27 protein-coding genes are annotated in these 24,824 nt (G+C 68.9%); 10 read left to right on the top strand and 17 right to left on the bottom strand.

Annotated features, from left to right (window positions below):
* Window positions 1–13 precede the first annotated feature (13 nt).
* Together sciP and AAW00_RS09025 are read right to left on the bottom strand one after the other, a co-directional pair.
* A complete protein-coding gene (gene sciP / locus AAW00_RS09030; protein WP_047004015.1) occupies window positions 14–313 on the bottom strand; it encodes a CtrA inhibitor SciP in 300 nt (99 codons plus the stop codon).
* Window positions 314–658, bottom strand: coding sequence for a hypothetical protein (locus AAW00_RS09025; protein ID WP_047004014.1), 345 nt, complete (start codon window positions 656–658; stop codon window positions 314–316). It abuts the gene before it with no gap.
* A 114-nt stretch (window positions 659–772) separates the two neighbouring features.
* Here AAW00_RS09025 and mnmA point away from each other — a divergent pair, with 114 nt between their 5' ends.
* Window positions 773–1,972, top strand: a complete 1,200-nt coding sequence (mnmA, locus tag AAW00_RS09020) for a tRNA 2-thiouridine(34) synthase MnmA (RefSeq protein WP_047004013.1) — start codon at window positions 773–775, stop codon at window positions 1,970–1,972.
* Here the strand turns inward: mnmA and AAW00_RS09015 are convergent.
* Window positions 1,939–2,286 carry a hypothetical protein gene (locus tag AAW00_RS09015; RefSeq protein WP_047004012.1) on the bottom strand — a complete coding sequence of 116 codons (348 nt, stop codon included), beginning with the start codon at window positions 2,284–2,286 and terminating at the stop codon, window positions 1,939–1,941. The genes mnmA and AAW00_RS09015 overlap by 34 nt on opposite strands.
* A gap of 32 nt (window positions 2,287–2,318) precedes the next feature.
* Between AAW00_RS09015 and AAW00_RS09010 the strand changes: the two genes are divergently transcribed.
* Window positions 2,319–3,452: a serine hydrolase domain-containing protein gene (locus AAW00_RS09010; RefSeq protein ID WP_052761912.1), complete on the top strand. Its 1,134-nt coding sequence runs from the start codon at window positions 2,319–2,321 to the stop codon at window positions 3,450–3,452.
* On the opposite strand, the gene AAW00_RS09005 is transcribed toward AAW00_RS09010, so the two are convergent.
* From AAW00_RS09005 to pdxH, 3 genes are read right to left on the bottom strand one after another with little or no spacing between them, the layout of a single operon-like run.
* Entirely contained in the window at window positions 3,437–4,240 is an 804-nt protein-coding gene (locus tag AAW00_RS09005; RefSeq protein WP_047004011.1) for a PhzF family phenazine biosynthesis protein, read from the bottom strand. The two genes, AAW00_RS09010 and AAW00_RS09005, sit on opposite strands and share 16 nt — an antisense overlap.
* Window positions 4,237–5,193, bottom strand: a complete 957-nt coding sequence (locus AAW00_RS09000; protein WP_277619340.1) for a cation diffusion facilitator family transporter — start codon at window positions 5,191–5,193, stop codon at window positions 4,237–4,239. The genes AAW00_RS09005 and AAW00_RS09000 overlap by 4 nt, the downstream gene beginning before the upstream one ends.
* A complete protein-coding gene (gene pdxH, locus AAW00_RS08995) occupies window positions 5,190–5,810 on the bottom strand; it encodes a pyridoxamine 5'-phosphate oxidase (RefSeq protein ID WP_047004010.1) in 621 nt (206 codons plus the stop codon). The genes AAW00_RS09000 and pdxH overlap by 4 nt, the downstream gene beginning before the upstream one ends.
* 91 nt (window positions 5,811–5,901) lie before the next feature.
* Between pdxH and AAW00_RS08990 the strand changes: the two genes are divergently transcribed.
* The 3 genes from AAW00_RS08990 (at window position 5,902) to fabI (ending at window position 8,837) form a co-directional block, all read left to right on the top strand.
* Window positions 5,902–6,888, top strand: coding sequence for a DnaJ C-terminal domain-containing protein (locus AAW00_RS08990; RefSeq protein ID WP_047004009.1), 987 nt, complete (start codon window positions 5,902–5,904; stop codon window positions 6,886–6,888).
* A 64-nt stretch (window positions 6,889–6,952) separates the two neighbouring features.
* The gene (locus AAW00_RS08985; RefSeq protein WP_082124997.1) at window positions 6,953–8,026 is read left to right on the top strand and encodes a YihY/virulence factor BrkB family protein; all 1,074 of its coding nucleotides are present in this window, start codon (window positions 6,953–6,955) and stop codon (window positions 8,024–8,026) included.
* 7 nt (window positions 8,027–8,033) lie between these two features.
* Entirely contained in the window at window positions 8,034–8,837 is an 804-nt protein-coding gene (gene fabI / locus AAW00_RS08980; protein ID WP_047004008.1) for an enoyl-ACP reductase FabI, read from the top strand.
* Between the two features lie 28 nt (window positions 8,838–8,865).
* Here fabI and AAW00_RS08975 read toward each other — a convergent pair whose 3' ends face one another.
* The 9 genes from AAW00_RS08975 to AAW00_RS08935 form a co-directional block, all read right to left on the bottom strand.
* The gene (locus tag AAW00_RS08975) at window positions 8,866–9,492 is read right to left on the bottom strand and encodes a hypothetical protein (protein ID WP_063359814.1); all 627 of its coding nucleotides are present in this window, start codon (window positions 9,490–9,492) and stop codon (window positions 8,866–8,868) included.
* 70 nt (window positions 9,493–9,562) lie between these two features.
* Window positions 9,563–10,081 (bottom strand): demethoxyubiquinone hydroxylase family protein, encoded by a 519-nt coding sequence (locus tag AAW00_RS08970; RefSeq protein ID WP_047004007.1) that lies wholly within the window; start codon window positions 10,079–10,081, stop codon window positions 9,563–9,565.
* Entirely contained in the window at window positions 10,078–10,551 is a 474-nt protein-coding gene (locus tag AAW00_RS08965; RefSeq protein ID WP_047004006.1) for a disulfide bond formation protein B, read from the bottom strand. Before AAW00_RS08965 ends, AAW00_RS08970 begins: the two co-directional genes overlap by 4 nt.
* 147 nt (window positions 10,552–10,698) lie before the next feature.
* Complete coding sequence (locus AAW00_RS08960; RefSeq protein WP_047004005.1) at window positions 10,699–12,030, bottom strand: S41 family peptidase; 1,332 nt, start codon at window positions 12,028–12,030, stop codon at window positions 10,699–10,701.
* A 79-nt stretch (window positions 12,031–12,109) separates the two neighbouring features.
* Window positions 12,110–13,324, bottom strand: a complete 1,215-nt coding sequence (locus AAW00_RS08955) for a murein hydrolase activator EnvC family protein (RefSeq protein ID WP_082124996.1) — start codon at window positions 13,322–13,324, stop codon at window positions 12,110–12,112.
* Between the two features lie 4 nt (window positions 13,325–13,328).
* Complete coding sequence (locus AAW00_RS08950; RefSeq protein ID WP_047004003.1) at window positions 13,329–13,751, bottom strand: 23S rRNA (pseudouridine(1915)-N(3))-methyltransferase RlmH; 423 nt, start codon at window positions 13,749–13,751, stop codon at window positions 13,329–13,331.
* Window positions 13,752–13,908: 157 nt separating this feature from the next.
* Window positions 13,909–14,304, bottom strand: coding sequence for a ribosome silencing factor (gene rsfS, locus AAW00_RS08945; protein ID WP_047004002.1), 396 nt, complete (start codon window positions 14,302–14,304; stop codon window positions 13,909–13,911).
* A gap of 119 nt (window positions 14,305–14,423) precedes the next feature.
* Window positions 14,424–15,089 carry a nicotinate-nucleotide adenylyltransferase gene (locus AAW00_RS08940; RefSeq protein WP_047004001.1) on the bottom strand — a complete coding sequence of 222 codons (666 nt, stop codon included), beginning with the start codon at window positions 15,087–15,089 and terminating at the stop codon, window positions 14,424–14,426.
* Window positions 15,090–15,091: 2 nt separating this feature from the next.
* Window positions 15,092–16,381 (bottom strand): glutamate-5-semialdehyde dehydrogenase, encoded by a 1,290-nt coding sequence (locus AAW00_RS08935; RefSeq protein WP_047004000.1) that lies wholly within the window; start codon window positions 16,379–16,381, stop codon window positions 15,092–15,094.
* 231 nt (window positions 16,382–16,612) lie between these two features.
* On the opposite strand from AAW00_RS08935, the gene AAW00_RS08930 reads away from it, so the two are divergent.
* Both AAW00_RS08930 and AAW00_RS08925 read left to right on the top strand, forming a co-directional pair.
* Entirely contained in the window at window positions 16,613–17,791 is a 1,179-nt protein-coding gene (locus AAW00_RS08930) for a M23 family metallopeptidase (protein ID WP_047003999.1), read from the top strand.
* Window positions 17,784–18,188, top strand: a complete 405-nt coding sequence (locus AAW00_RS08925) for a bactofilin family protein (protein WP_047003998.1) — start codon at window positions 17,784–17,786, stop codon at window positions 18,186–18,188. Before AAW00_RS08930 ends, AAW00_RS08925 begins: the two co-directional genes overlap by 8 nt.
* Before the next feature lie 75 nt (window positions 18,189–18,263).
* Here the strand turns inward: AAW00_RS08925 and AAW00_RS08920 are convergent, their stop codons facing one another.
* Window positions 18,264–18,998, bottom strand: a complete 735-nt coding sequence (locus AAW00_RS08920; protein ID WP_047004538.1) for a DUF1013 domain-containing protein — start codon at window positions 18,996–18,998, stop codon at window positions 18,264–18,266.
* Window positions 18,999–19,145: 147 nt separating this feature from the next.
* The gene (locus tag AAW00_RS08915) at window positions 19,146–20,153 is read right to left on the bottom strand and encodes an NAD(P)H-quinone oxidoreductase (RefSeq protein ID WP_047003997.1); all 1,008 of its coding nucleotides are present in this window, start codon (window positions 20,151–20,153) and stop codon (window positions 19,146–19,148) included.
* Between the two features lie 105 nt (window positions 20,154–20,258).
* Here AAW00_RS08915 and AAW00_RS08910 point away from each other — a divergent pair, with 105 nt between their 5' ends.
* From AAW00_RS08910 to AAW00_RS08900, 3 genes are all read left to right on the top strand, one after another.
* Window positions 20,259–20,465 carry a DUF1192 domain-containing protein gene (locus AAW00_RS08910; RefSeq protein WP_047003996.1) on the top strand — a complete coding sequence of 69 codons (207 nt, stop codon included), beginning with the start codon at window positions 20,259–20,261 and terminating at the stop codon, window positions 20,463–20,465.
* Between the two features lie 206 nt (window positions 20,466–20,671).
* Window positions 20,672–23,047 carry an ATP-dependent Clp protease ATP-binding subunit ClpA gene (gene clpA, locus AAW00_RS08905; protein WP_047003995.1) on the top strand — a complete coding sequence of 792 codons (2,376 nt, stop codon included), beginning with the start codon at window positions 20,672–20,674 and terminating at the stop codon, window positions 23,045–23,047.
* Between the two features lie 46 nt (window positions 23,048–23,093).
* The gene (locus AAW00_RS08900) at window positions 23,094–24,797 is read left to right on the top strand and encodes a M1 family metallopeptidase (RefSeq protein ID WP_047003994.1); all 1,704 of its coding nucleotides are present in this window, start codon (window positions 23,094–23,096) and stop codon (window positions 24,795–24,797) included.
* The last annotated feature ends 27 nt before the right edge of the window (window positions 24,798–24,824 follow it).

Raw genomic sequence — 24,824 nt, 5'->3', positions numbered from 1 at the left:
GCAGGTGCTCCGGTCAGTATTTCAGCTGGCGTTCGTAGAGGTCGCGGTAGTGCTGGATACGGGTCACGCGCAGGCCCTGCATGCCGGAACGGTCGACGGCGCGCTGCCAGCCGGCGAACTCCTCCAGCGTGAGGCCGTAGCGTTCGAGCACCTCGTCGATGGTCAGCAGGCCACCGTTGACGGCAGCCACGACCTCGGCCTTGCGGCGAACCACCCAGCGCTTCGTCTTGGGCGAAGGCAGATCGGCGATCGTCAGCGGCTCCCCAAGGGGGCCGATGACTTGGGCCGGTCGGATTTTCTGGTTCTCGATCATCTAGTTCCTCGGTCGGCCATCGTGGCGATCCACGTCGTGTTCGCCGTTATTGCAGCCGTCGGTTTTGCCATTGGCTAAATCATCAGGGTTAACGAGCAGTTGGTGTCCCCGCCCGGCCGTATGCGTGTCGCGGTCGCCGATATGGGCGATGTGCAGCGCGCTGCTCGCATCGAAGCTCGCTGCCCCGCTCTCGTCGTTCGCCGCCATCTCGCGCCTGAGATCGCGCGCCGCGGCGAGCCGGGCGACGAGATCGGACCAGGTGAGCGCGCACAGCTCCGCCCCGGACGAATCGCCGGTGTGCGTGCCGTTCGCCAAGGGCGGGACGGGTGGTTTCCCCTCGAACATGCCCCCGGCTTACGGCCGAGGTGTCAAGATCGGGTAAAGCCCGGTTTAACCGAACCTTGAGAGGCGCCGCCGGGTTTTGCGCTAGTGCCCGCCCTCGTGTATGCGCGCCCGGCCATGAGCGCTCTCGCCCTTTCTCCCGACACGGTTAACGCCGCTGCGCTGTTCGATTTACCGCGCCCTGCCGCCGACTGCCGGATCGTGGTCGCCATGTCGGGCGGGGTGGACAGCTCGGTCGTCGCCGCGCTCGCGGCGCAGACCGCGGCGGAGGTGATCGGCATCACCCTCCAGCTCTACGACTACGGCGCGGCGACGGGGCGCAAGGGCGCCTGCTGCGCGGGCGACGACATCCGCGACGCGCGCGCCGTGGCCGACCGGCTGGGCGTGGCGCACTACGTCTTCGATCACGAAAGCGCCTTTCGCGAGGAGGTGGTCGAGACCTTTGCCGACGAATATCTCGCCGGGCGCACGCCGATCCCCTGCATCCGCTGCAACATGGGGCCCAAGTTCACCGACCTGTTGCGCATGGCGAAGGAGCTGGGCGCCGATTGCCTCGCCACCGGCCATTACGTGCGCCGGGTGGAGGGCGAAGCGGGGGCCGAGCTCTGGCGGGCCGAGGATGCCTCGCGCGACCAGTCCTATTTCCTCTACGCCACCACCGATGCGCAGTTGGATTTCCTGCGCTTCCCGCTGGGCGGCCTGCCCAAGACCGAGGTGCGGCGGCTGGCCGAGGCGTTCGGCCTGACCGTCGCCGCCAAGCCCGACAGCCAGGACATCTGCTTCGTGCCCGACGGCGACTATGCGAGGATCGTCAAGGCCATGCGGCCCGAGGGCGCGCGCGGCGGGGCGATCGTCCACGCCGAGACCGGCGAGCGGCTGGGCGACCATGCCGGCATCATCCATTTCACCGTCGGCCAGCGGCGCGGGCTGGAGATCGGCGGCCAGCCGGAGCCGCTCTACGTCGTCGCGCTGGACGCGGACAGCGCCGAGGTGCGCGTGGGGCCGAAGCGAATGTTGGCGACGGGCGCGGCGCGGCTGGTGGAGACCAACCGCATCGGCGCGCTGCCCGAAGGCACGGAGCTGACCGCCAAGGTTCGCTCGCTGGCAAAGCCGGTGCCGGTGACGCTGGAAGGCGTGCCGGGCGAGGGTGCGCCGGTCACGATCCGTTTCGCCGCGCCTGAATACGGCGTCGCGCCGGGGCAGGCGGCGGTGCTCTACGCGGGCGAGCGGGTGATTGGCGGCGGCTGGATTGCCGCGACCGAGCCGGCCGCCAGCCCGGCCGTTCAGCCGTCGATGGCGTCCAGCACGCAGCCGTAGCCTTCGCGATACTGCGCCCGCTCGCTCGCCACCAGCGGCACGCGCGCGGCCACCGCCTTGGCCTCCTCGTCGTCGGACAGCCAGACGGCCCACATGTTCGACGGCAGGTCGCTCTCGCAGCTGCCCATGTCGCGCCTCGCCACGTAGCGGCACGAGCACACCGTCTTGGCCGCATAGGCGCTGCCCGCGCCCGAGAATCCGGCGATGGCGGTGCCATAAAACCAGGCGACGGCGAAGCCTGCAACGAGGAGCACGGCCACCACCTTGAGGATATTCGCCAGCGCGCCCGAACGCGCGCGGTTTGCAGTTGCCATCGACCCGGTCCTGCTGGATGGAGTGCGCCGCCATGACGCCTCGCCGCTCCCATAAACGTCTCGCCTGCGCCCTGCCAATGCTCTTGGCACTGGCATCGTGCGGGCAGGACGGCCCGCCGCCGGTCCCGCCGCTACCGGAAGAGGCGCTAGAGGCGGTCGTGGTCGAGCCAGGCGTCTCGCGCGAGGCGCTGGCGCGCAAGATCGACGCGCTGTTCACCGAGGAAGGGCTGGGCGAGACGCAGTCGGTCGTCGTCATGTACCGCGGCGAAGTCGTCGCCGAACGCTATGCCGAGGGCTTCGGGCCGGAGGTGCGGCAGGTCGGCTGGTCGTTGTCGAAGACGCTCACCGCCACGCTCATCGGAATGCTGGTGGCCGACGGTCGCGTGCGGCTGGACGATCCCGCGCCCGTGCCCGCCTGGCGGCGCAGCGGCGATCCGCGCGGGGCGATCACGCTGCGGCATCTGTTGCAGATGCGCTCCGGCCTCACGCACAAGGAGCAGGCCGATCCCGTCTACACCTCCGCCGAGGTGCAGATGATGTACGGGCGCGGGCGCGGCGACATGGCTGCTTGGGCCGAGGCACCGATGCTGGAGCACGACGCGGGCACCACGTTCGCCTATTCCACCGCCACGAGCGTGATCCTGGCCGACGTGGCCACCGACCTGATCGCGCCCGATGCCGACGCCGATACCCGGCGGCGCGAGATGGCGGACTTCGTCGACGCGCGGCTCGCGGTGCCGCTGGGAATGACCTCGCTGGTCGGCGAATACGACGCGGCGGGCACCCTGACCGGCGGCAGCGGCTTCTGGGCGACGCCGCGCGACTGGGCGCGGTTCGGGGAATTCCTGCGCAATGGCGGGGTGGCGGGCGGCGTGCAGGTGGTGCCGCGCGGGTGGATCGACTTCATGCGCACGCCCAGCCCCGCCGCGCCCGACTATGGCGCGCAGCTGTGGCTCAACCGGCCATCGGAGACCGAGCGCAGCGTGCTCTTCGCCGAGCAGGGGCCGGAGGATGCCTTCGCCCTCGTCGGCTATCTCGGCCAGTACGTGATCGTCTCGCCGGACCAGAAGCTGACCGTGGTGCGCATGGGCCGCACCGAGGAGCCGCAGCGCGGCGCGCTGGTGGCCGCGCTGGCGGAGATCTTCGCGCTCTACCCGCGCGGGTAGAAGCGGCCTTCGGCAATCGTCACGCAGTTGCCGGAGAGGATCGCGCGGTCGCCTTCGCGCCGGCAGGTCAGGTGGCCGCCGCGCGCGCTGGCCTGGAAGGCGGTGAAGCTCTCGCGGCCGAGCCGGTCGCACCAGAACGGCGTCAGCACCGAGTGCGCCGAGCCCGTCACCGGGTCCTCCGGCACGCCCCAAGCAGGTACGAACACGCGGCTGACGACATCGGTGCTCGTCCCCGGCGCGGTGCAGATGGCCATGCGGTCGATTTGCCCCAGCGCGTCCATATCGGGCTCAATGGCGCGCACGGCGGCCTCGTCCGTCAGCAGCACGATGGTCGTCTGCTCGACGCCTTCCACCACGTCGAAGCACGGCGCATCGACGCCCAGCGCGGCGACGAGATCGGGCATGGCTTGTTCCTCGACCCGGCTCGAAGGCAGCGACAGGCCATAGCCCTCGCCCTCGCGCGCAACCTCCAGCACGCCCGCCGCGCGGGTGCGGAAACGCACACGCTCCGCCTCGCCCAGCACCGCGTGGCCCGAGGCGAGCGTCGCGTGGCCGCACATCTGCACCTCGCTCGTCGGCGTGAACCAGCGCAGCTCCCAGTCCGCCTCCCCGCTCTCGTCGCGCTTCAAAAAGGCGGTCTCGGCGAACATGTTCTCCGCCGCCACGTCGCGCATGGTGTCGTCGGACGGCCAGTCCTCCACTATGACCACCGCCGCCTGGTTGCCCGCGAAAGGCCGGTCGGCAAAGGCATCGACGTGCCAGTAGGGCCACCCTTGGCGCTCACTCATTCGCCCGCTTCCTTCAGCTTCTTGAACTCGTCGGTCTCGACCAGTTCGTTGTCCGGTTCGTCCACGTGGCCTTCGGGGTCGATGTGGATCAGCAGTTCGGTGCCGGGGAAGCGGCGGCACAGGTCCGCCTCCACCCGGTCGAGCACGTCGTGCGCCTCCTGCACGCTCATCGTTCCGGGCATGTCGACGTGGAACTGCACGAAATCGCGCGTGCCCGCGGTGCGGGTGCGCAGGTCGTGGAGGTTGGAGAACTCGGGATGCTCGGCGGCGGCGGCGACGAAGGCGCGGCGCTTCTCGTCGGGCCATTCGCGGTCCATCAGGTGGTCGAGCGCCTCGGACGAGGCAGCCCACGCGCCCCAAAGCAGCCAGGCCGCGATGGCGAGGCCGAACAGCGGGTCCGCCGCGGAAAACCCCGCGTACTGGTCCAGCACCAGCGCCGCGATCACCGCGAGGTTGAGCATGAGGTCGGACTTGTAGTGCAGGCTGTCGGTGCGGATGGCGACCGATCCGGTACGCCTGACCACGTGGTTCTGCCAGGCGACCAGCCCCAGAGTGGCTACGATGGCGACGACGGACACCGCGATGCCCGTGCCAGCGTCCTGCGTCGTCCCGCCCTCGACCAGGCGCAGCACCGCGCGAAAGGCAATCGCCCCCGCCGACAGCGTGATCAGCAGCACCTGGAACATGGCGGCGAGCGATTCGGCCTTGCCGTGCCCGAAGCGATGTTCGCGGTCGGCGGGCATCGAGGCGACCCAGACGCCCACCAGCGTGGCGATCGAAGCCACCAGGTCGAGCCCGGTATCGGCAAGGCTGCCGAGCATGGCGGTCGAGCTGGTGCGCCACACGGCCCACAGCTTGAGCGCGCCGAGGACCAGCGCCACCGTCATCGAAGCGATGGCCGCGCTGCGTGTCAGCCGGGCGCGCAGGGCGGCGGTATCGTGCACCTCGCTCACGGATAGAGCAGCGTGCTGGACCAGCCGCCCTCATCGGTGCGCCGGAACTGTCGCCGCTCGTGCAGGCGGTTGGGGCGGTCGCACCAGAACTCGATGGTGTGCGGCGTCAGGAGAAAGCCCGTCCAGTGCGCAGGGCGGGGGACTTCGCCGGCCCCCTCATACTCCTCGCGGATGGCATCCACCCGTTCGAGATAGGTTTCGCGGCTGTCCAGCGGGCGCGACTGGTCGCTTGCCGCGCTGCCGACCTGGCTGACGAAGGCGCGCGAGTGGAAATAGGCGTCCGCCTCCTGCGGCGTCACCTCGACCAGCGGGCCTTCGATACGGATCTGGCGCCTGAGGCTCTTCCAGTGAAACAGCAATGCGGCGTGCGGGTTGGCGAGAATCTCGCCACCTTTGCGGCTCCGGGCATTGGTATAGAACACGAAGCCGCCACCATCGCCAAGATACGCCCCGTGCCCCTTCAGCAGCACCATGCGGACCGAGGGTAGGCCGTCCGCGGTCGCGGTGGCGAGCGCCATGGCGTTGGGATCGTTGGGCTCGCTCTCGCAGGCCTCGGCGAACCAGGCCTCGAACGTGGCGAAGGGATCGCTGGCGGGAATGGCGTCGTTCTCGCGCATGACAGCCCGCCTATCGCCCGTGCGCGGCCATGGGAAGCGCCATCTTGTCGCCATCTTGCCTAAACCTCGCGGCTTACCTAGCTAACACACCATGAGCGATCCTTATACCACCCTCGGCGTCGGCCGGTCGGCGAGCGAGAAGGACATCAAGTCCGCCTACCGCAAGCTCGCCAAGGAGCTGCACCCGGATCGCAACCGCGACAACCCGCAGGCCGCCGAGCGTTTCAGCAAGGTGACGCAGGCCTACGACTTGCTTTCCGACAAGGAGAAGCGCGCCCAGTTCGATCGCGGCGAGATCGACGCCGACGGCAACCCGGCCATGCCCTTCGGGATGGGCGGCGGCGGCTTTCGCGGCGCGCGGCCCGGCGGCGGAGCGCAGGGCGGGTTCGACCCGCGCGACTTCCAGGGCTTCTCCGGCGCGGAGGACATGGACATCTCCGACCTGTTCGAAGGCCTGTTCGGCCGCGGCAGCGGTGCCCAGCGTGGCCCCAGGGGCGGTATGGGCGGCGGCATGGGTGGAGGCGGCCAGTTCCGCCAGCCCCCGCCCCCGCCACCGCGCAAGGGTGCCGACATCCGCTACAAGCTGGCCGTGCCGTTCACCGATGCCGCCACGCTCGCCAAGCAGCGCATCACGCTCGCCGACGGAAAGACCATCGATCTCTCGCTGCCGCAGGGCGTCGAGAGCGGCACGCAGATGAAGCTCAAGGGCAAGGGCCAGCAGGGTCCGGGCGGCATGGGCGACGGCGTGGTGACCATCGAGGTGCAGCCGCACCCCTTCTTCACCCGCGACGGCGACGACGTGCGGCTCGACCTGCCCATCACGCTCCACGAGGCGATCAACGGGGCCAAGGTCAAGGTGCCCACGGTAGGCGGCGCGGTGATGCTGACGATCGCCCCGGGTTCTAGCTCGGGCAAGGTGCTGCGCCTCTCCGGCAAGGGCTTCACCCGCAAGGGCGGCACGCGCGGAGACCAGCTGGTGACGCTGGAAATCAGCCTGCCGGACGACGTTGCCGGCCTCGCCGAGAGACTGGGCGATTGGCGCGACGAGCGCCCGGTGCGCAGCCAGCTCGGCGTCTGATCGCGGGGTACAAGCTCCTGTAACCTCGACAGACGGCCGAGGCGCTGCCAGAACCCCCGGCTCTATGGCGCCGCCCGGAATCACCGACGACGAGGAGCACCTGCACTCAGGCCCCCCGCGTCCAGATTATTCGCCCGAGGCGCGCCGCAAGGCCGCGCGCCAGCGGCTGGGCCACGAGATCAAGGGCCGCGTGGGGCCGGGCACGCGCTTCTTCACCGTGGTCAAGCGAGTCGCCATCGGCTGCTTCAATGACGGTTTCATCCACGCCGGCAACCTCGCTTACATGTCGCTGCTGGCGATCTTCCCGTTCTTCATTACCGCCGCCGCCATCTTTTCCGCCATCGGCGAGGAGGCTGACCGCGCCGCGACCATCAACGCCATCCTCGCCGCGTTGCCGCCGGTGGTGGGCGAGGTGATCGAGCCGGTCGCGCGCAACGTGGTGGAGGCCCGCAACGGCTGGCTGCTGTGGGTCGGCGGTCTGTTCGGGCTGTGGACCGTGGGCAGCCTTGTCGAGACCATCCGCGACATCCTGCGCCGCGCCTATGGCACGCGGCCCACGCAAGCGTTCTGGAAATACCGCCTGCTCTCGACCGGCATCATCCTGGGCGCCGTGTTCATGCTGCTCACCTCGCTCATCGCGCAAGTCATGATCGGCGCGGCGCAGGAGGTGATCGAGGCCTACTTCCCCGATCTCAACGCCCTCATCGGCCGCCTCGCCCTTTCGCGGGTGATCCCGGCGGTGGGGCTCTACGGCTCGATCTTCCTGCTGTTCCTGGCGCTGACGCCGGCCAAGTATCGCACCAAGCGCTATCCCAAGTGGCCGGGCGCGGCGCTGACGGCGGGCTGGTGGATCACCGTCACACTCGCCCTGCCGCCAGTTCTGCGCGGCCTGTTCAGCTACGATCTCACCTACGGTTCGCTGGCCGGCTTCATGATCGCGCTTTTCTTTTTCTGGCTGGTAGGACTAGGGGTGGTCGCCGGCGCGGAACTAAACGCGGCGATGGCGGAAACGCCGGAAGAAGAACACAACCGCATCGGCCAGACCGACGAGCGCGCGCGCAAGGCGCTGGAGCGCGAGGCGCAGGAAGAAGCGGCGATAGAGGCAGAGGCCGCGCAGGCGGCGACAAGCGAAGGATAGACAGGGCATGACGGGTCTGATGGCGGGCAAGAAGGGCCTGATCATGGGGCTGGCGAACGACAAGTCGCTCGCCTGGGGCATCGCGCAGAAGCTGCACGAACACGGCGCCGAGATGGCGTTTTCCTACCAGGGAGAGGCGCTGAAGAAGCGCGTCGGCCCCCTGGCGGAGCAGGTCGGCAGCGACTTCCTCGTCGAATGCGACGTGTCCGACATGGAGGCGATGGACGCGACTTTTGCCGAGATCGAGAGCCGCTGGGGCAAGCTCGACTTCCTCGTTCACGCCATCGGCTTTTCCGACAAGAACGAGCTGCGCGGCCACTATGTCGATACCAGCCTCGACAATTTCCTGATGACGATGAACATCTCCGCCTACTCGCTGGTCGCCGCCGCCAAGCGCGCCCGGCCGCTGATGAAGGACGGCGGATCCATCGTCACGCTGACCTATTATGGCGCGGAAAAGGTCGTGCCGCACTACAACGTCATGGGCGTCGCCAAGGCCGCGCTGGAGACGAGCGTGCAGTATCTCGCCAACGATCTCGGCCCGGAGAACATCCGCGTGAACGCGATCAGCGCCGGGCCGATCAAGACGCTCGCGGCGAGCGGCATCGGCGATTTCCGTTACATCCTCAAGTGGAACGAGCTCAACGCCCCGCTGCGCCGCAACGTCACCATCGAGGACGTGGGCGGGGCAGGGCTCTACCTGTGTTCGGACCTGTCGAGCGGCGTGACGGGCGAAACGCACCACGTCGATGCAGGCTACCACGTCGTCGGCATGAAGCAGGAAGACGCGCCGGACATCGCGCTGTCCTGAGCGCCTGCCAGATCGCCTGTCGGGTCGCCTAGTCGTCCTGCAGCGCGTCGGTCGGCGGCGGGGTCTGCGGGATGTTGGCGGGGTTGACGACCACGGCTTCGCCCTGCGGCGCCTCGCCCGGCAGGGTCTGCGACTGGGCGGCACGGCGGCGGGCGAACTCGGCCTCTTCCAGCTCTTCCACGCGCGCCTGATAGAGCGCGGCGTCGCCTTCGATCTCGGCCAGACGTTCCTCTCTCGCCTGCGCGACGAGTTCGGCCATGCGCACCTCGGTGCCGGCCTCGCGCGCTGCATAGGCCTGCTCGATCATCTGTACCGTACAGCCCAGGTCGCCGCCTGCGCCCACGGGCGTGCACGACAGCGGCCCGAAGGCACCGACCGCCTCGAGGCTCTGGAAGCGGTTGTTCCACGCCTCGTTCTGCGGCGAGGTGGAATTGCGCAGCCGCTCGGGGGTGCGATACCGCTCGCTCTCGTCCAGCCGCGCGCAGACGGTGATGGTGTCCCCGGTGGAGACGGGGCAGGCATCGTCGCCGAAGATGATGACCTGGTTGACCCGGTCGCCGAGGGTGGCTGTCGAATCGTCCTGCGCGGCGGCAGGCAAGGCGGCAAGGGCGCTGGCGAGCACACTAGCGGCGAGAAGGGCAGGCAGGCGGGTCATCGTGGTCCTCGTCAATTGCGTGCGCCAGAGGGCGCTTCACCGCTTTAACGCGCGATGAAGCCGGTGCGTTTCAGATCTTTTCCGAAATCCTGATCGCCGCGCGGCAGCCGAGCCGGATCGCGGCGCTGAGCAGCGGATAGCCGGGCGCGCGTTCGGCCCCGTGGGCGAGCGCGGCCTCGCGGTGTTCGCGCTCGTCGTCGCGGAAGCGGTCGATCATGGCGGCGAGCTCGGGATCGTCGCCGTCCTTCTGCAATTCCTCGAGCTGGCGGGAGTAATGCGCGTCGATTTCTTCTTCCACCGCCGCGGTGCAGGCCATGGCTGCCTCCGGCCCGAGCAGGGCCGTGCCCGCGCCCAGGGCATAACCGGCAACGTTCCACAGCGGGTGCAGCGCCGTGGGGCGCACCCCGCGCCGCGCCATCAGCGCGTCGAACTCGGCCCGGTGGCCGCGCTCCTGTTCCGCCATGACGCGGATTTCCGCCGAGTGCGGGCCGCGATCGCCCATCACGGCGAGCTGCCCGGCATAGATGCGCGTCGCGCCGAATTCGCCCGCCTGGTCGACGCGGATCATCTCCGAACGGTCCTTGGTCATGCCAATGCCTCCTTCTCGCGACGGTCCCTTGCGAGTAAAAGCACCCAGATCGCCACGGCCCCGCCGACGGAAATGAGCGCATTCCACCCGGCGAGCGAAATGCCGAGGAAGCGCCACGCCGCCTCGTCGCAGCGCACCACGCCGAGCGCGAAGGGATCGGCCTGCCCGGTGCAGCCGGTAATGCCCTGCCACCAGTGCCACTCCACCCCCGCATGGAAAGCCCCGATGAAACCCGAGGCAAAGATCGCGAGGCCCGCGAGCGCGATCCATACCCGGCGCGGAGCCATGACGGTGGAGAGGAAGGCGAGCGGAATGGCGGCGAAATGCGGATAGCGCTGCCACCAGCACATCTCGCACGGGAACAGCCCAAAGCCGTACTGCGAGATATAGGCCCCCGCCAGCAGCAGCGCAGGTATGCCAAGCGCCAGGCGCTGGGCGAGCTTGTCGGACGGGGAAAGCGGCGCGGTCATTCGACACCCATATTGGCGCGCCAAGCGAGCAGAGCAAGCGCAAGTTCGGTCGGCGATCAGCCGACCGCAAGCGCGAACGCGCGCCCGCAGCACAGCGGATTGCGTCTAGCGAGGACAAACCCGCGGAGGCGGGTTTGCAAACCGATCCTACCTTCTCGCAACCGCCCCGCCGGTGCGGCGCAGGGTCCGTACCGCGTAGTCGAGCTGGAAATCGGTCACGCCCTGTTCGGCCAGCTGCGCGGCGGTGAGCTGGAAGCGCGGGTCGTCGAGCCGGTCGCGCTCGAGCGCCTCGTCGCGCACGCCGGCCTCGTTGACGAGGTGGCCGCGCAGGTCGCTCTCGCGCAGGGCCAGGCGCTGGCGGCGCTCGGCGTCGGGGTCGGAGAGCTGCGGCACGCGGATGTCGGGCTCGATCCCGCCTTCCTGCACGCTGCGGCCCGAAGGCGTGTAGTAGCGCGCGGTAGTCAGCTTCAGCGCCGAGTCGCGGGTGAGCGGCAGCAGCGTCTGCACGCTGCCCTTGCCGAAGCTGCGCTCGCCCATCACCAGCGCGCGGTGGTGATCCTGCAGCGCGCCGGCAACGATCTCGCTGGCGCTGGCCGAGCCTTCGTCGATCAGCACGATGATCGGCAGCCCCTCGGCCACGTCGCCGCGATAGACGGTCTCGGAATCGTAGGTGACGGTGTCCTGCCGGTTGCGGCCGCGCTGCGAGACGATCTGACCGTCGGACAGGAACAGGTCCGAAAGCGCCACCGCCTCGTCCAGCGATCCGCCGGGATTGCGCCTGAGGTCGAGCACGAGGCCCGTCAGCCGCCCGGTCGCCTGCGACTGCAGGTCGCGCAAGGCATTGCGCACGTCCGAGCCCACGTCGGCGGAAAACTCGTTGACCATGATGTGGCCCACGTTGCCCTCGATCAGCTCGGAGGTGACCGGCTCCAGCTCGATCACGCCGCGCGTCACGGTGACATCGAAACTGTTGTCGCGGCCGGGGCGGAAGATGGTCAGCTCGATCGAACTGCCCGAAGGGCCGCGCATCTGCGCCACGGCATCGTCGATCTCGAGCCCATAGATCAGCCGTCCGTCGATGTGCGTGATGAAGTCGCCCGCGGCGATACCGGCCTGTTCGGCGGGGCTGCCGCGGAACGGCGAGATCACCTTTACCGCCCCGTCCTCCATCTGCACCGAGATGCCGAGGCCCTGGTAATTGCCGTCGATCATGGTGTTGAGACGTTCGAGCGCGGTGCCGTCGAGATAGGCGGAATGCGGATCGAGCGAGGCCAGCATCCCGTCGATGGCGCCGCGGATCAGCACCTCGTCGTCCACCTGGTCGACGTAGCTTGCCTTGATCCGCTGGTAGGTGGCGAACAGCCGCGCGAATTCCGGCGAGGCGCGCCCCTCGACCTGCGCGTATCCGGCCGTGGTGGCGGGCAGCAGGGCGACGGCGGTGCACAGCGCGGCGGCGCGGATGGTGGCGGCAAGTTTCATAGGTGGCGATTCCAGTGCTCGGGTCCCGAACCGGTCTTATCGCATGGCCCCGCTTAACGCCAGATAACTACGGTTGTGGTCAGGAAAGGAGCCGGACGGGGTTCACCGGCTCGCCGCCCCTTCTCAATTCCAGCGTCACGCTTGGCCGTGCCGGGGCGGCCACGCCGAGCGGAGCGCCGCCGACGATCTCCTGCCCCACGGCAACGTCGGTGCGCGCCATGCCGGTGACGAGGCTGGTCCAGCCGCCCCGGTGCTCGATGATGACGATCCGGCCATACCCCCGGTAAGGCCCGGCAAAGGCGACGCGCCCTGCCGCGGGCGCGACGACCTGTGCCCCCGCCAGCGGGGCGATGGTAATGCCGCGGCTGGGGCCGGAGGCTTGCGGCGCGCCGAAGCCCGTCAGCGTGCGCCCAGTGACCGGCAGGATGTAGGGCGATGGCGCGCCCGCGGCACTGGTCGGCCCGGGCGCCGGAGCGGAAGTGGCGGCCATTTGCGCGCGTTCCGGCGAGGCCGGGCGCAAGCGCGGACCCGGCAGCGCGGCGAGGCGGCGGCGCAGCGCGGCGGCGCGGTCGAGCTCGTCCACCAGCCCGTCGAGATCGCGCACCTCCTCCGCCAGCGCCAGCGCCCGCTCGGCCTCGCGGCTGGCCTCGCGCCCAGCGGCCCGCGCCGCGAGGCGCTGGCGGGTCTCGATCTCGGCCAGCTCGGCGCGCCGCTCTCCCAATGCGCTCTCCTCGGCCTGCAACGCCGTTGCGGTGGCGGCCGCATCCTCGCGCAGCTGGGCGGCCCGAGCGATGCGCGCGCGCAGGCCGCGCGTACTCGCCTGCACCTGCGGCACGGCGGAATGGAGCACGGCGCGAAGGTAGACCAGGTCCTGCACCTCGCCCGGCTGCAACAGCGCGAGCGCGGCGGGGCGGCGGCTCGCCTGCTGCAAGGCGGCGGTCAGACGCACGAGCGGGCGCTGCTCGCGGCCCAGGTCCTCGCGCAAACGGGTGCGCTCGCCCTCCACCATGGCGATGCGCGCACGGGCGGCGGCGACGCCCGCCTCGGCCTGCTGGATCCGCGCGGCGAGCGCGGCGGTCTCGCGCGCCGATTTCGTGGCGGCATCCTCGGCGGCGGCGGCCTCGGCGTCGAGCCGCTCGCTGCGCGCCTCGGCGGCGCGACGTTCCTCCAGCGCGGCGGCGAGCGCGGCGCGGGTATCGCCCGGCGAGCCGTAGGCGGGCCCGCGCTGGGCGCTCGCGGCGGCAGCGGCAAAGGCCAGCGCCGCGATGGCGAGGAGGAGCGCGCGGTGGATCACGCGCCTATCCTGCCCGATGATAGGGGTGCCCGGCAAGAATCGAGGTGGCGCGGAACAATTGCTCCATCAGCATGGCGCGGGCGAGCAGGTGCGGCCAGGTGGCCTTGCCGAAAGCGAGCAGGAGGTCGGCATTGTCTCGTTCGGCATCCGTATGCCCGTCCGCCGCGCCGAGCACGAAGCGGCATTCGCGGATGCCCCCGTCGCGCCAGCTTTCGAGCTGGGCGGCGAGCTGTTCGGACGCAAGATCCCTGCCCTTCTCGTCGAGCAGAACCGTGCGGCACGGCGTGAGCGCATCGGGCACACGCCCGCCGGTCTCGGGCAGCTCGGTCAGCCTGACCGGCCAGGTCAGCCGCTTCTCGTACCGCGCCACCAGCTCCGCCTCGGGCGACCGGGCGATCTTGCCGCGAGCGATGACACGGAGAAGAATAGCACCAACTCCCGGTTATCAAGTTGATCGGGCCAGCGGCCCGCAAGCCTGTCCTGAGCTTCGCCGAAGGGGCCGAATGGCCGCCCGCAGCGGGCACACAGCGAAGCGGAGTGCGTATAGCAAGGACGAGCCCGCGGAGGCGGGCTCGCAAAACAAATCACGCGCTGCCCATCTGCCGGGTCTCGCCGTCCTCGCCGAAACCCCACATGCGTTCCAGGTTGTAGAAGCTGCGCACTTCGGGGCGGAACAGGTGAACGACCACGTCGCCGGCATCGATCAGCACCCAGTCGGCGGCGGGCAGGCCCTCGACGCGCGGGATGCCGCGGCCCTCCTGCTTGATCCGCTCGGCCAGCTTGTTCGCCATGGCGGCAACCTGCCGCGTGGAACGGCCCGAGGCGATGACCATGTGGTCGGCGATCGAGCTCTTGCCCTCGAGCGGGATCGAGACGAGCTCGCTCGCCTGGTCGTCGTCGAGCTGCTTGAGGATCATCTCGTGCAGCGAGCCGGGCTCCGACGGGGGGAGCGGGGCGATGATGTCGGGGGTGTCAGTCATGGGCGAGAAGGACGCAGGTGACAGGCCGGATGAAGGGGCCGGAGTGCTGGGACTTGTCATCGCGTCTGGTCATGCTCCTGTGCAGGCGTTGGGCGAAAGGCCCGTGGCGGACAGCAGCATCATGCGGCGTGCCCGGTGGATGGTTCGTGAATGAGGGAATGCGTCACCTCGTCCCGCGGGGGCGGACCGTCCATGCGGCGCGCCCAGTGCGGATCGGCCCGGCGGATCGCGGTGGCCGAACGCGGATCGGGATCGAAACGCAGTTCTATCAGCGCAGGTGCGCTCCATTCGCTCCGGTTGGCAAACGCGGCGGCGGACAACCGGAAGCGCCGCAACCACGCCATCGCGGGGCTCGCGAGGGCATCGGTGTCATACCCGGGGCGGGCAATCACGGCAATGGGCAATTCCCGAGCCAGCGCGCGCCAGTCCTTCCACAGGTGGAACTGCGCGAGGTTGTCCGCCCCCATCAGCCACACGAAGCGGCGCTTCGGAAAGCGGCGCTTGAGGGCGCGGACGGTGTCGATGGTGTAGCGGGTGCCGAGCGACTGCTCGATGGCGGTGACCCGGATCGGCGCGGCACGGCTCGCGCGTTTGGCCGCCGTCACCCGCGCGGTCAGCGGTGCCATGCCCGCCTTGGGCTTGAGCGGATTGCCGGGCGAGACCATCCACCACACCTCGTCCAGCCCCAGCGCCTCCAATGCGAACAGCGACACGCGCCGGTGACCGCCGTGCGCGGGATTGAAGCTGCCGCCCAGGAGGCCGGTAAGCGGGCCGTTGCGGTCCATGCCTACCCGCGCACCTCGCCCCCACGCACTTCACCATGGCCGAGAACCTGCCATTTGTAGGTCGTCAGCCCTTCCAGCGCGACGGGTCCGCGCGCGTGGAGGCGGCCCGTGGCAATGCCGATCTCGGCGCCGAGGCCGAACTCGCCGCCATCGGCGAACTGGGTCGAGGCATTGTGCATCACGATGGCGCTGTCGACCTCGGCGAGGAAGCGCGCGGCGACCTGATCGTCGGCGGTGACGATGGCGTCGGTATGGCCGGACGAGTGTGCGGCCACGTGCGCCATGGCCGCCTCCGGCCCGTCGACCACGGCGACCGATAGCACGGCATCGAGATATTCGGTGTCCCAGTCCTCGGCGCTCGCCTCTCCCACGCGCGGGTCGATGGCGCGGGCGCGGGCGTCACCGCGCAGTTCGCAGCCGGCATCGAGCAGGGTGGCGAGCACCTTGCCGGCAGCGGGAAAGGCCGCGTCGAGCAGCAGCGTCTCGGTCGCCCCGCATATGCCCGTGCGGCGCATCTTGGCATCGAGCACGATCGCCTCGGCCATCTCCGGGTCGGCGGCGGCGTGGACGTAGGTGTGACAGAGGCCGTCGAGGTGGGCGAGCACGGGAACGCGCGCGTCGGCCTGGACGCGCGCCACCAGCCCCTTGCCCCCGCGCGGCACGATCATGTCGATCAGCCCTGCCGCCTGCAGCATGGCGCCCACCGCGGCGCGGTCCTGCGTGGGGAGCAGCTGCACCGCCTCGGCAGGGAGCCCCGCGTCCGCCAGTCCGCGCGCAAAGGCGGCGTGAAGCGCGCGGTTGCTGTGTACCGCTTCGCTGCCGCCGCGCAGCAAGGCCGCATTGCCCGACATCACGCAGAGCGCGGCGGCATCGGCGGTCACGTTGGGGCGGCTTTCGTAGATGATGCCGATCAGGCCCACGGGAATGCGGCGGCGCACCAGCGTCATCCCCGCCGGCGCCTCGCGCCGGTCGATTTCCTCGCCCACCGGGTCGGGCAAGCGAGCGACGGAGGCGACGGCATCGGCGATGGCCGTGAGCCGGGCCTCGTCCAGCGCGAGCCGGTCGAGCATGGCGGGCGAAAGGCCGCTGGCCCTGGCCGCCTCCATGTCGCGCGCATTCGACGTCAGGATTGCCGGTGCCTGTTCGCGGATGGCGGCGGCGGCCTGCTCCAGACCGCGCGCGCGGCTCGCCGTATCGCTCGCCGCGAGGCTACGCTGGGCCGCCCGGCCGCGCCTTGCCAGCTGCTCCACCAGGGCCACGGTGTCACTCCCGCCATCCGTATTCGCGCTCATGCAAGCCCCGTATCAGTCGAAAAACGGCCTGTCAGGTCGATTCGCCGGGGCGCCGGAAATTAACGATTCGGCGGATGGTTCCCGCACGGCAGTGGAAAATTTCACAATGTTGCAACGATTCATCGCGTGGTCGGTTCGTCTCGCCCCGAACGGGCGCGTATTCGACTCGACGCATGGCCGGCCAGCCGTCATGTCGCCCCTCGAAAACCGCCGCAATGGGATGGGGTCGTTTTGAAAAACAAAGTCGCTGGCGGTCTCGACCGCCTGCGGAGCTGGTTTCCCGAGCGCGAATTCTTCATGCGCTCGGAAGGGCAGGTCCGCTTTATCACCGTTACCTCGCGCATGCAGATGACCGCCGCCGGCGTGGCCGGTGCGGCTGCGCTCGCCTTCGTCGTGTCGCTGGGCGGCGCGGCGTTCAGCCAGTATCGCGCCAGCAGCGAGCGTGCCTCGCTGCTCGAGCGGGAGGCGCAGGTCGCCACCGCCGAGGATCGCTTCGACGCCTATTCGGACGATCTCAGCGCCACCGTTGCCGATCTCGAGGCGCGGCAGAAGATGCTCGACGGGATCGTCGACATGCTGCCCGAGGACCTGGTCGCTGACGCCGAGCACACGGTGTCCGATTCGTCCGAGGAATCGGCCGAACTCATCTCGATGATGAAGGACGTCTTCCCGCAGGCCGTCGGCCTTGCCGAGGTCGAAGCCCGCCAGCTTGCCGCGGTCGAGGCGCTGACGCTCTACGCCGATCGCCGTGCCGCGCGCACGGAGGCTGCCATCCGCTCGCTGGGCCTCGACCCGCGCGTGGTGATGAACGCCAACGCCGCTGCGATGGGCGGCCCCTTCGAGGGTCTCGCCTCCGAGGCAGACGGCTCGATCGATCCGCGCTTCCGCCGCATGGGTGCAAGCCTTGCGCGCATGGCCGCGCTGGAAAACGGCCTCGATGCCATCCCGCAGGTCATGCCCGCCGACATCCGCTCGATTTCCTCTGGCTTCGGCTATCGCAGCGACCCCTTCAACGGTAGCGCGACGATGCATTCCGGGCTCGATTTCCGCGGCCCCATCGGTGCCCCGATTCACGCCGCTGCGGAGGGCCGGGTGAGCTTCGTCGGCCAGCGTTCCGGCTACGGCAATGTCGTGGAAATCAGCCACGGGCAGGGCATGGTCACCCGCTATGCCCACATGTCGCGCTTCGCCACCCGGATAGGCACCCGAGTGGCAGCCGGCGACGTGATCGGCGCCATCGGCAACACCGGCCGCTCGACCGGCCCCCACCTCCATTTCGAGGTTCGCATCAACGGCCGCGCGGTCAATCCGCGGCCCTTCCTGGAGACCGCACCCGATGTTCTCGAAGAAGCCCGAGCAGGATTCGCCGTTCAATCCAACACCACGCCAGGGAGTCGCACCAATGGCTAACGGTTCCACCTTTTCCGTCATCGGCCCGGATGTCACCATCCGCGGCAACATCGAAGCCACCGTCGACCTGCATGTCGACGGCACCGTGATCGGCGATATCGCCTGCGCCAGCCTGGTGCAGGGCGAGGGCAGCCGCGTCGAAGGCGAGATCCGCGCCGAGACCGCGCGCCTGTCCGGCCACGTCAACGGCAAGATCGAGGCGAAGAACCTCGTCGTGCTCAAGAGCGCGCGGATCGAAGGCGACGTGTCCTACGACACGCTGACCATCGAGCAGGGCGCCACGGTCGACGGGCGCTTCGCCCCGCTCGGCAAGAAGGCCGCGCAGCGCCCCGCGCCCGTCGCGGCCCAGGACGATGCTCAGGACGCGCAGCGCAAGATGACACTCGCCGCCGGCTGATCCGGCCAACCGGTTCGTGGAGAGGGAGGGGCGGTCCATCGAGGCCGCCCCCTTTCGTTTAAGCTATAGCGAAGCTTAAAGCGACTCGGGCCCGGGTTCGGGCGCCGGGTTGGCTTCGGCCTCGCGCTTGGCTTCGAGCCAGGCCTCGACCTCGGCCTCCTGCGCGGCCTGCGCCGCCGCCTTGGCCGCCGCCTCGCGCTCGGCCTTCAGCTGCTCGATCAGGGCCTCGCGGTCGTCCTTCTTCGCCGGAGCGGCAGCCATGACGCTGTCGTCACCATCCGTGGCCTCCTCGGCAGGAGCCTGCGCCGCGGCCTTCTTCGCCGCCTTGGCCACCGCCGCGTCGAGCTCGCGCTGCGAGCACAGGCCCAGCGTCACCGGGTCCTTGGGCGTGATGTTCTGGATGTTCCAGTGGCTGCGCTCGCGGATGGCGTTGATGGTATTGCGCGTGGTGCCGATCAACTTGCCGATCTGCGCATCGGAGATTTCGGGGTGGTTCTTGATGATCCACGCGATGCCGTCGGGCTTGTCCTGCCGCTTGGAGACCGGCGTGTAGCGCGGGCCCTTGGTGCGGCTGACGTCAACCGGGGCCTTCTGCATGACCAGCGCGTAGTTCGCGTCGGCCTGGCCCTTCTCGATCTCCTCGTGCGTCAGCTCTCCCGAGTGCACCGGATCGCGGCCGGTGTACTTGCTACCCGCCAGATCATCCGCCATCGCCTGCACTTCGAGGATGTGCAGCCCGCAGAAGTCCGCGATCTGCGTGAAGCTGAGCGAGGTGTTGTCCACCAGCCAGCTGGCGGTGGCGTGCGGCATGAGAGGCTTGGGCTGGTTGGCCACGGGAATGTCTCCGAAATAAATAGGGCCGCCCCTTGCGGAGCGGCCGTTGCAGGGTGCGATGTAGGCTCTTTGCCCGCGCGGGGCAAGCAAATGCGGTTCAGCGCGCTGTCGAGGCCTTGGTGTTCATGGCTTTACCTCCAGTACAATCTTGCCCACGTGCTCTCCCGCTTCCATCCGCGCGTGGGCCTGGGCGGCCTCGGCAAGCGGAAAGGTGCGGTCCATCACCGGGCGCAGCTTGCCCTCCTCGACCAGCGGCCATGCCTCGCGGAAGATCTCGTCGGCGACCATGGCCTTGAACACGTCGGAGCGGGCCCGCATGGTCGAGCCGGTGACCTGCTGGCGCTTGACCATCAGCTTGCCCATGTTGATTTCCGACCTGGCGCCGCCGAGCGTGGCGATGACCACCAGCCGGCCGTCCTCGGCCAGGCAATCGAGATTGCGCTGGGTGTAATCGCCCGCGACCATGTCGAGGATGAGGTCGGCCCCGCGCCCGCCGGTCAGCTCGTGCACCCGTTCGCCGAAATCCTCGGTCTTGTAGTTGATCGCGTGGTTCGCGCCCACTGCAAGCGCCGCCGCGCACTTGTCGTCCGATCCCGCGGTCGTCAGCACGTCCATTCCGAACAGCCGGGCGAGCATGATCGCGGTGGTGCCGATGCCGCTGGTCCCGCCGTGGACGAGCAGCGTTTCCCCATCGCGGGCAAAGCCGCGCTGGAAGACGTTGTGCCAGACGGTGAACAATGTTTCGGGCAGCGCCGCGGCCTGTGCCATCGGCAGGGCACCGGGCACGGGCAGGCAATGCTCGGGCCGGGCGAGGCAGTATTCGGCATAGCCGCCGCCCGTCACCAGCGCACAGACGCGGCGGCCCGTTTCGGCCGGATCGACGCCCTCGCCCAGCGCGACGACCTCGCCCGCGATTTCCAGCCCGGGAATGTCCGACGCGCCCGGGGGCGGCGGATAGCGACCCGCGCGCTGCAGGCAGTCGGGGCGGTTGACGCCCGCGTGGCTTACCCTGACCAGCACCTGGCCCGGCCCCGGCTGCGGCACCGTGCGCGTGGCGGGGCGCAGCACGTCGGGTCCGCCGGGCTCGGCAATCTCGATGACGGTCATGCTGTCCGGCAACTGGTCGACCATCGAGCCCCCTGCTGAGTCCCGCGCGCCACACCGGCGCCGCGTTCCGCCGTCCCTAGGGCGCGCCCCCATTGACAGCAAGCGGCGGCGACATGATGCTGGCCGGCAATGGAAGACGACGACCGTCCCCGGATGCGCTCGGACGCAGCGGCCCTCCTCGCGAAGGAGGAGCTGGACAGCTACTCGCAGGACGAACTGACGGCGCGCATCGCGCTGCTGGAGGCGGAGATCGCCCGCATCAGGGCGCACCATGCGAAGGCCGCCGACCACCGTCGCTTCGCCGACACGCTGTTCAAGCCGCGAGAGACCGATTGATGCGCGCGCCGGGGGATCATTCGACCCCTCGAAATGCGCGGGCCGCGTCCCATATAGGTTTCGACAAGCCACCGACAGGCCGCCGGCCGGAACAGGTATCCTCCTTAATCCGCCGTCAAGCGCTGCCATTAGGCCCGCGTTAACCATGTGGGCCGCACCTTCCTCCCATGCCCGGGACTTCGCACCGGGACCAACCAAGGACTGCAATGCCTAGCTTCGCGCAGAACCTCGAAAAGACCCTCCACAATGCGATCCAGCACGCGATCGACCGTGCGCACGAGTATGCCACGCTCGAGCACCTGCTGCTGGCGCTGGTCGACGACAGCGACGCTGCCGAGGTGATGATCGCCTGCGGTGTCGACCTCGAGGAACTGGCCGGCGTGGTCCGCCAGTATCTCGACCAGGAATACCAGTCGTTGAAGACCGAGGAGGATGCCGATCCGCAGCCGACCGCCGGTTTCCAGCGCGTGATCCAGCGCGCCATCCTGCACGTGCAGAGCTCCGGCAAGGACACGGTGACGGGTGCCAACGTGCTCGTCGCGCTGTTTTCCGAACGCGACAGCTACGCGGTCTATTTCCTCCAGCAGCAGGACATGAGCCGGCTGGATGCCGTCAGCTTCATCAGCCACGGCATCGGCAAGGGCGGCAAGCAGCTGGAGAACCGCTCGCCGGGCGGGGCCGAGGACGAGGCGCAGGCCAAGGGCGGCGACGACAAGGGCGATGCAAAGAAGAAGGATTCCGCGCTCGACCAGTTCTGCGTGAACCTGAACCAGAAGGCGCTCGACGGCCGCGTCGACCCGCTGATCGGCCGCGGGCCGGAGGTCGACCGCACGGTGCAGATTCTCTGCCGCCGGTCCAAGAACAACCCGCTCTACGTGGGCGATCCGGGCGTTGGCAAGACGGCCATCGCCGAGGGCCTTGCGCGCAAGATCGTCGAGGGCGAGGTGCCCGAGGTGCTCGAGGACGCGGTGATCTACTCGCTCGACATGGGCGCGCTGCTCGCCGGCACCCGCTATCGCGGCGATTTCGAGGAGCGGCTGAAGCAGGTCGTGAATGAGCTCGAAAAGATGCCCGAGGCCGTCCTGTTCATCGACGAGATCCACACCGTTATCGGCGCCGGCGCGACCAGCGGCGGGGCGATGGATGCGAGCAACCTGCTCAAGCCCGCGCTGTCGAGCGGGACGATCCGCTGCATCGGCTCGACCACCTACAAGGAGTTCCGCAACCACTTCGAAAAGGACCGCGCCCTGCTGCGCCGGTTCCAGAAGATCGACGTGAACGAACCGACCGTCGAGGACACGATCAAGATCCTCAAAGGTCTGCGCTCTGCCTTCGAGGAGCATCACAAGGTCAAGTACACGCCCGATGCCATCAAGACCGCGGTGGAGATGAGCGCGCGCTACATCAACGACCGCAAGCTGCCCGACAAGGCCATCGACGTGATCGACGAGGTCGGCGCGATGCAGATGCTCGTACCGCCCAGCCGCCGCCGCAAGACGATCACCAGCAAGGAGATCGAAAAGGTCATCGCGACCATGGCGCGCATCCCGCCCAAGTCCGTCAGCAAGGATGACAAGGCCGCGCTGGCGAACCTGGAAAAGGACCTGAAGCGCGTCGTCTTCGGCCAGAACGAGGCCATCGAACGGCTATCGACCGCGATGAAGCTCAGCCGTGCAGGCCTGCGCGAACCGGACAAGCCGATCGGCTCGTTCCTGTTCTCCGGCCCCACCGGCGTCGGCAAGACCGAGGTCGCGCGCCAGCTGGCAAACGTCATGGGAATCGAACTGAAGCGCTTCGACATGTCGGAGTACATGGAGCGCCATAGCGTTTCTCGCCTGATCGGCGCGCCTCCGGGCTACGTCGGCTACGACCAGGGCGGCCTGCTGACCGACGCCATCGACCAGCACCCGCACTGCGTCCTGCTGCTCGACGAGATCGAAAAGGCCCACCCGGACCTCTTCAACATCCTGCTGCAGGTAATGGACAACGGGATGCTGACCGATCACCACGGCAAGACCGTCGATTTCCGCAACGTGGTGCTGATCATGACCACCAACGCGGGTGCGTCTGATGCCAGCAAGCAGTCCATAGGCTTCGGCGCGGGGCAGAAGGTGGAAGCCTCGGAAGAGGCGGTGAAGAAGATGTTCACCCCCGAATTCCGCAACCGCCTCGATGCCGTGGTGCCATTCGCCTACCTCGGCCCGGAGACGATCAGCCGGGTGGTGGACAAGTTCATCCTCCAGCTGGAGCTCCAGCTCGCCGAGCAGAACGTGCACATCCAGTTCGATACCGATGCGCGCGAGTGGCTGGGCAAGCGCGGCTACGACAAGCTGATGGGTGCCAGGCCCATGGCGCGCCTGATCCAGGAGCGGATCAAGCAGCCGCTCGCCGAGGAGCTGCTGTTCGGCAAGCTGGCGCGCGGCGGCGAGGTGCACGTGAGCGTGAAGGACGACAAGCCGGCCTTCGAGCTCACCCCGGCTCCGCCCAAGGAAAAGTCGTCGCGCAAGAAAAAGGCCGCGGGCAAGACCCCCGACACCTCGGCCTCGGATGCCGGCGACAGCGGCCAGAGCGGCGAGGAGTAGGCTTTTCGCGATGGCGTGGCGCGGCCTGCCGGGCTAACCCGGAGGCATGACGCCACGCCGCCTTGCCGCCAGCCTCGCCTTTGTTGCGTTCGTCGCTGCCGCGCCCTCGCTCGCGCAGGATGCACCCCCCCTCGCCGAACGCACCGCGCAGACCGACCTGCCGCTGGAGGGGCCCCGCGCCGCCACGCATATCGAGCATGCATCGCTTTCGATCTCGGTGGACCCGGCCACACGCAGTATCGCCGGGCGCGTCCTTCACAAGGTCATCGCCACCGCGGATACCGCGCAGTTGCAGTTCGATCTCGATCCTCGCTACCGCATCGCTGAGATCGAGGTGGAAGACGTTCCCGTCCCCGCTGCGGACTGGCGCAATCCCGACGGCCTGCTGACCATCGACCTGCCGCGCGCGATGCGGGCTGGCGAAAGCGCGCTGGTCTCCATCGTCTACGATGGCACGCCCCATGTGGCCGCCAACCCGCCATGGGACGGCGGCTTTACCTGGGCGACCGCGCCCGGAGGCGAGCCGTGGATCGCCACCAGCATCCAGGGCGAGGGCTGCGACATGTTCTGGCCGTGCATCGACCATTCCGCGCATCGCAGCGCCTCGCTCGACCTGCTGGTCACTGTGCCTGACGGGCTTGTCGCGGCTGGGAACGGGCGGCTGGTCGGCGAATACGACAATCGCAACGGCTCGCGCACTTTCCATTGGCAGGCGCGCGATCCGTCGAACTACGGCATCGCCCTGCAGATCGGCCCCTACGAGCTTGCCGAGCGCAGCTATGCCAGCCGCTACGGCAACGAAATCCCCCTGATGTTCTGGCACCTGCCCGGCCACGGCGAGGAAGCCGAACGCCTGCTGGGCGAACTCGCCGACCAGATCGCCTTTTTCGAGGAGACGGTCGGCCCCTACCCCTTCGGCGACGAAAAGGCAGGCGTAGCGGAGACCCCGCACCTCGGCATGGAGCACCAGACCATCAACGCCTACGGCAACCAGTTCCGGCGCGATCCGCTGGGCTACGACTGGCTGCTGGCGCACGAATTCGCTCACGAATGGTTCGCCAACCAGCTGACCCACGCCACGCTCAATCACATGTGGCTGCACGAGGGCATCGGCACCTGGATGCAGCCGCTCTACCTCGGCTGGGCGCGCGGCGAGATGTTCTACGACGCCGCCATGTGGGAGAACCGCAAGGCCATCCTCAGCCGCGTCCCGCTCGTGCCGCCGGACAGCGAGCATCCCGATTACGGCGATGCCGAGGCGGGCTGGGGCACGGACATTTATTACAAAGGCGCCTGGGTCATGCACACCCTGCGCACTCTCGTAGGCGACGAGGTGCTGTTCCCCGCGCTGACCGAGATGACCTACGGCACTACGGACCCCCTGCCCGGCACGATACGGCCGGTGAACCGCACGACTGATGATTTCCGCCGCATCCTCGAGGCGCACGGCGCGCCCGACCTTCGCTGGTTCTTCGATGCCTATTTCTACCAGGCCGCCCTTCCCCGGCTCGAAGTGGTGCAGGACGGCTCCACCCTCGCGCTGTCGTGGCAGACGCCGTCGTCACTTGCCTTTGCCATGCCGGTGGAAGTGCGCGTGGGCGACGAGGTCGTCACCGTGCCGATGCCCGGTGGACGCGGCAGCGTAGAACTACCCGACGCGCAAACGAGCTGGCAGGCCGATCCGCGCAACCGTATCCTCATGCAGGACGATGCCATCGACGCCTGGCGCACGGCGGAGCGGCGGCGGTAGGTCCAAAGGCGGGGATAGGAACCGAAG

The organism is Aurantiacibacter luteus (assembly GCF_001010945.1).
Taxonomy (GTDB): domain Bacteria; phylum Pseudomonadota; class Alphaproteobacteria; order Sphingomonadales; family Sphingomonadaceae; genus Alteraurantiacibacter; species Alteraurantiacibacter luteus.
The sequence above is the reverse complement of the archived record's forward strand: the minus strand, read 5'-3'. Positions and strand labels throughout refer to the sequence as shown.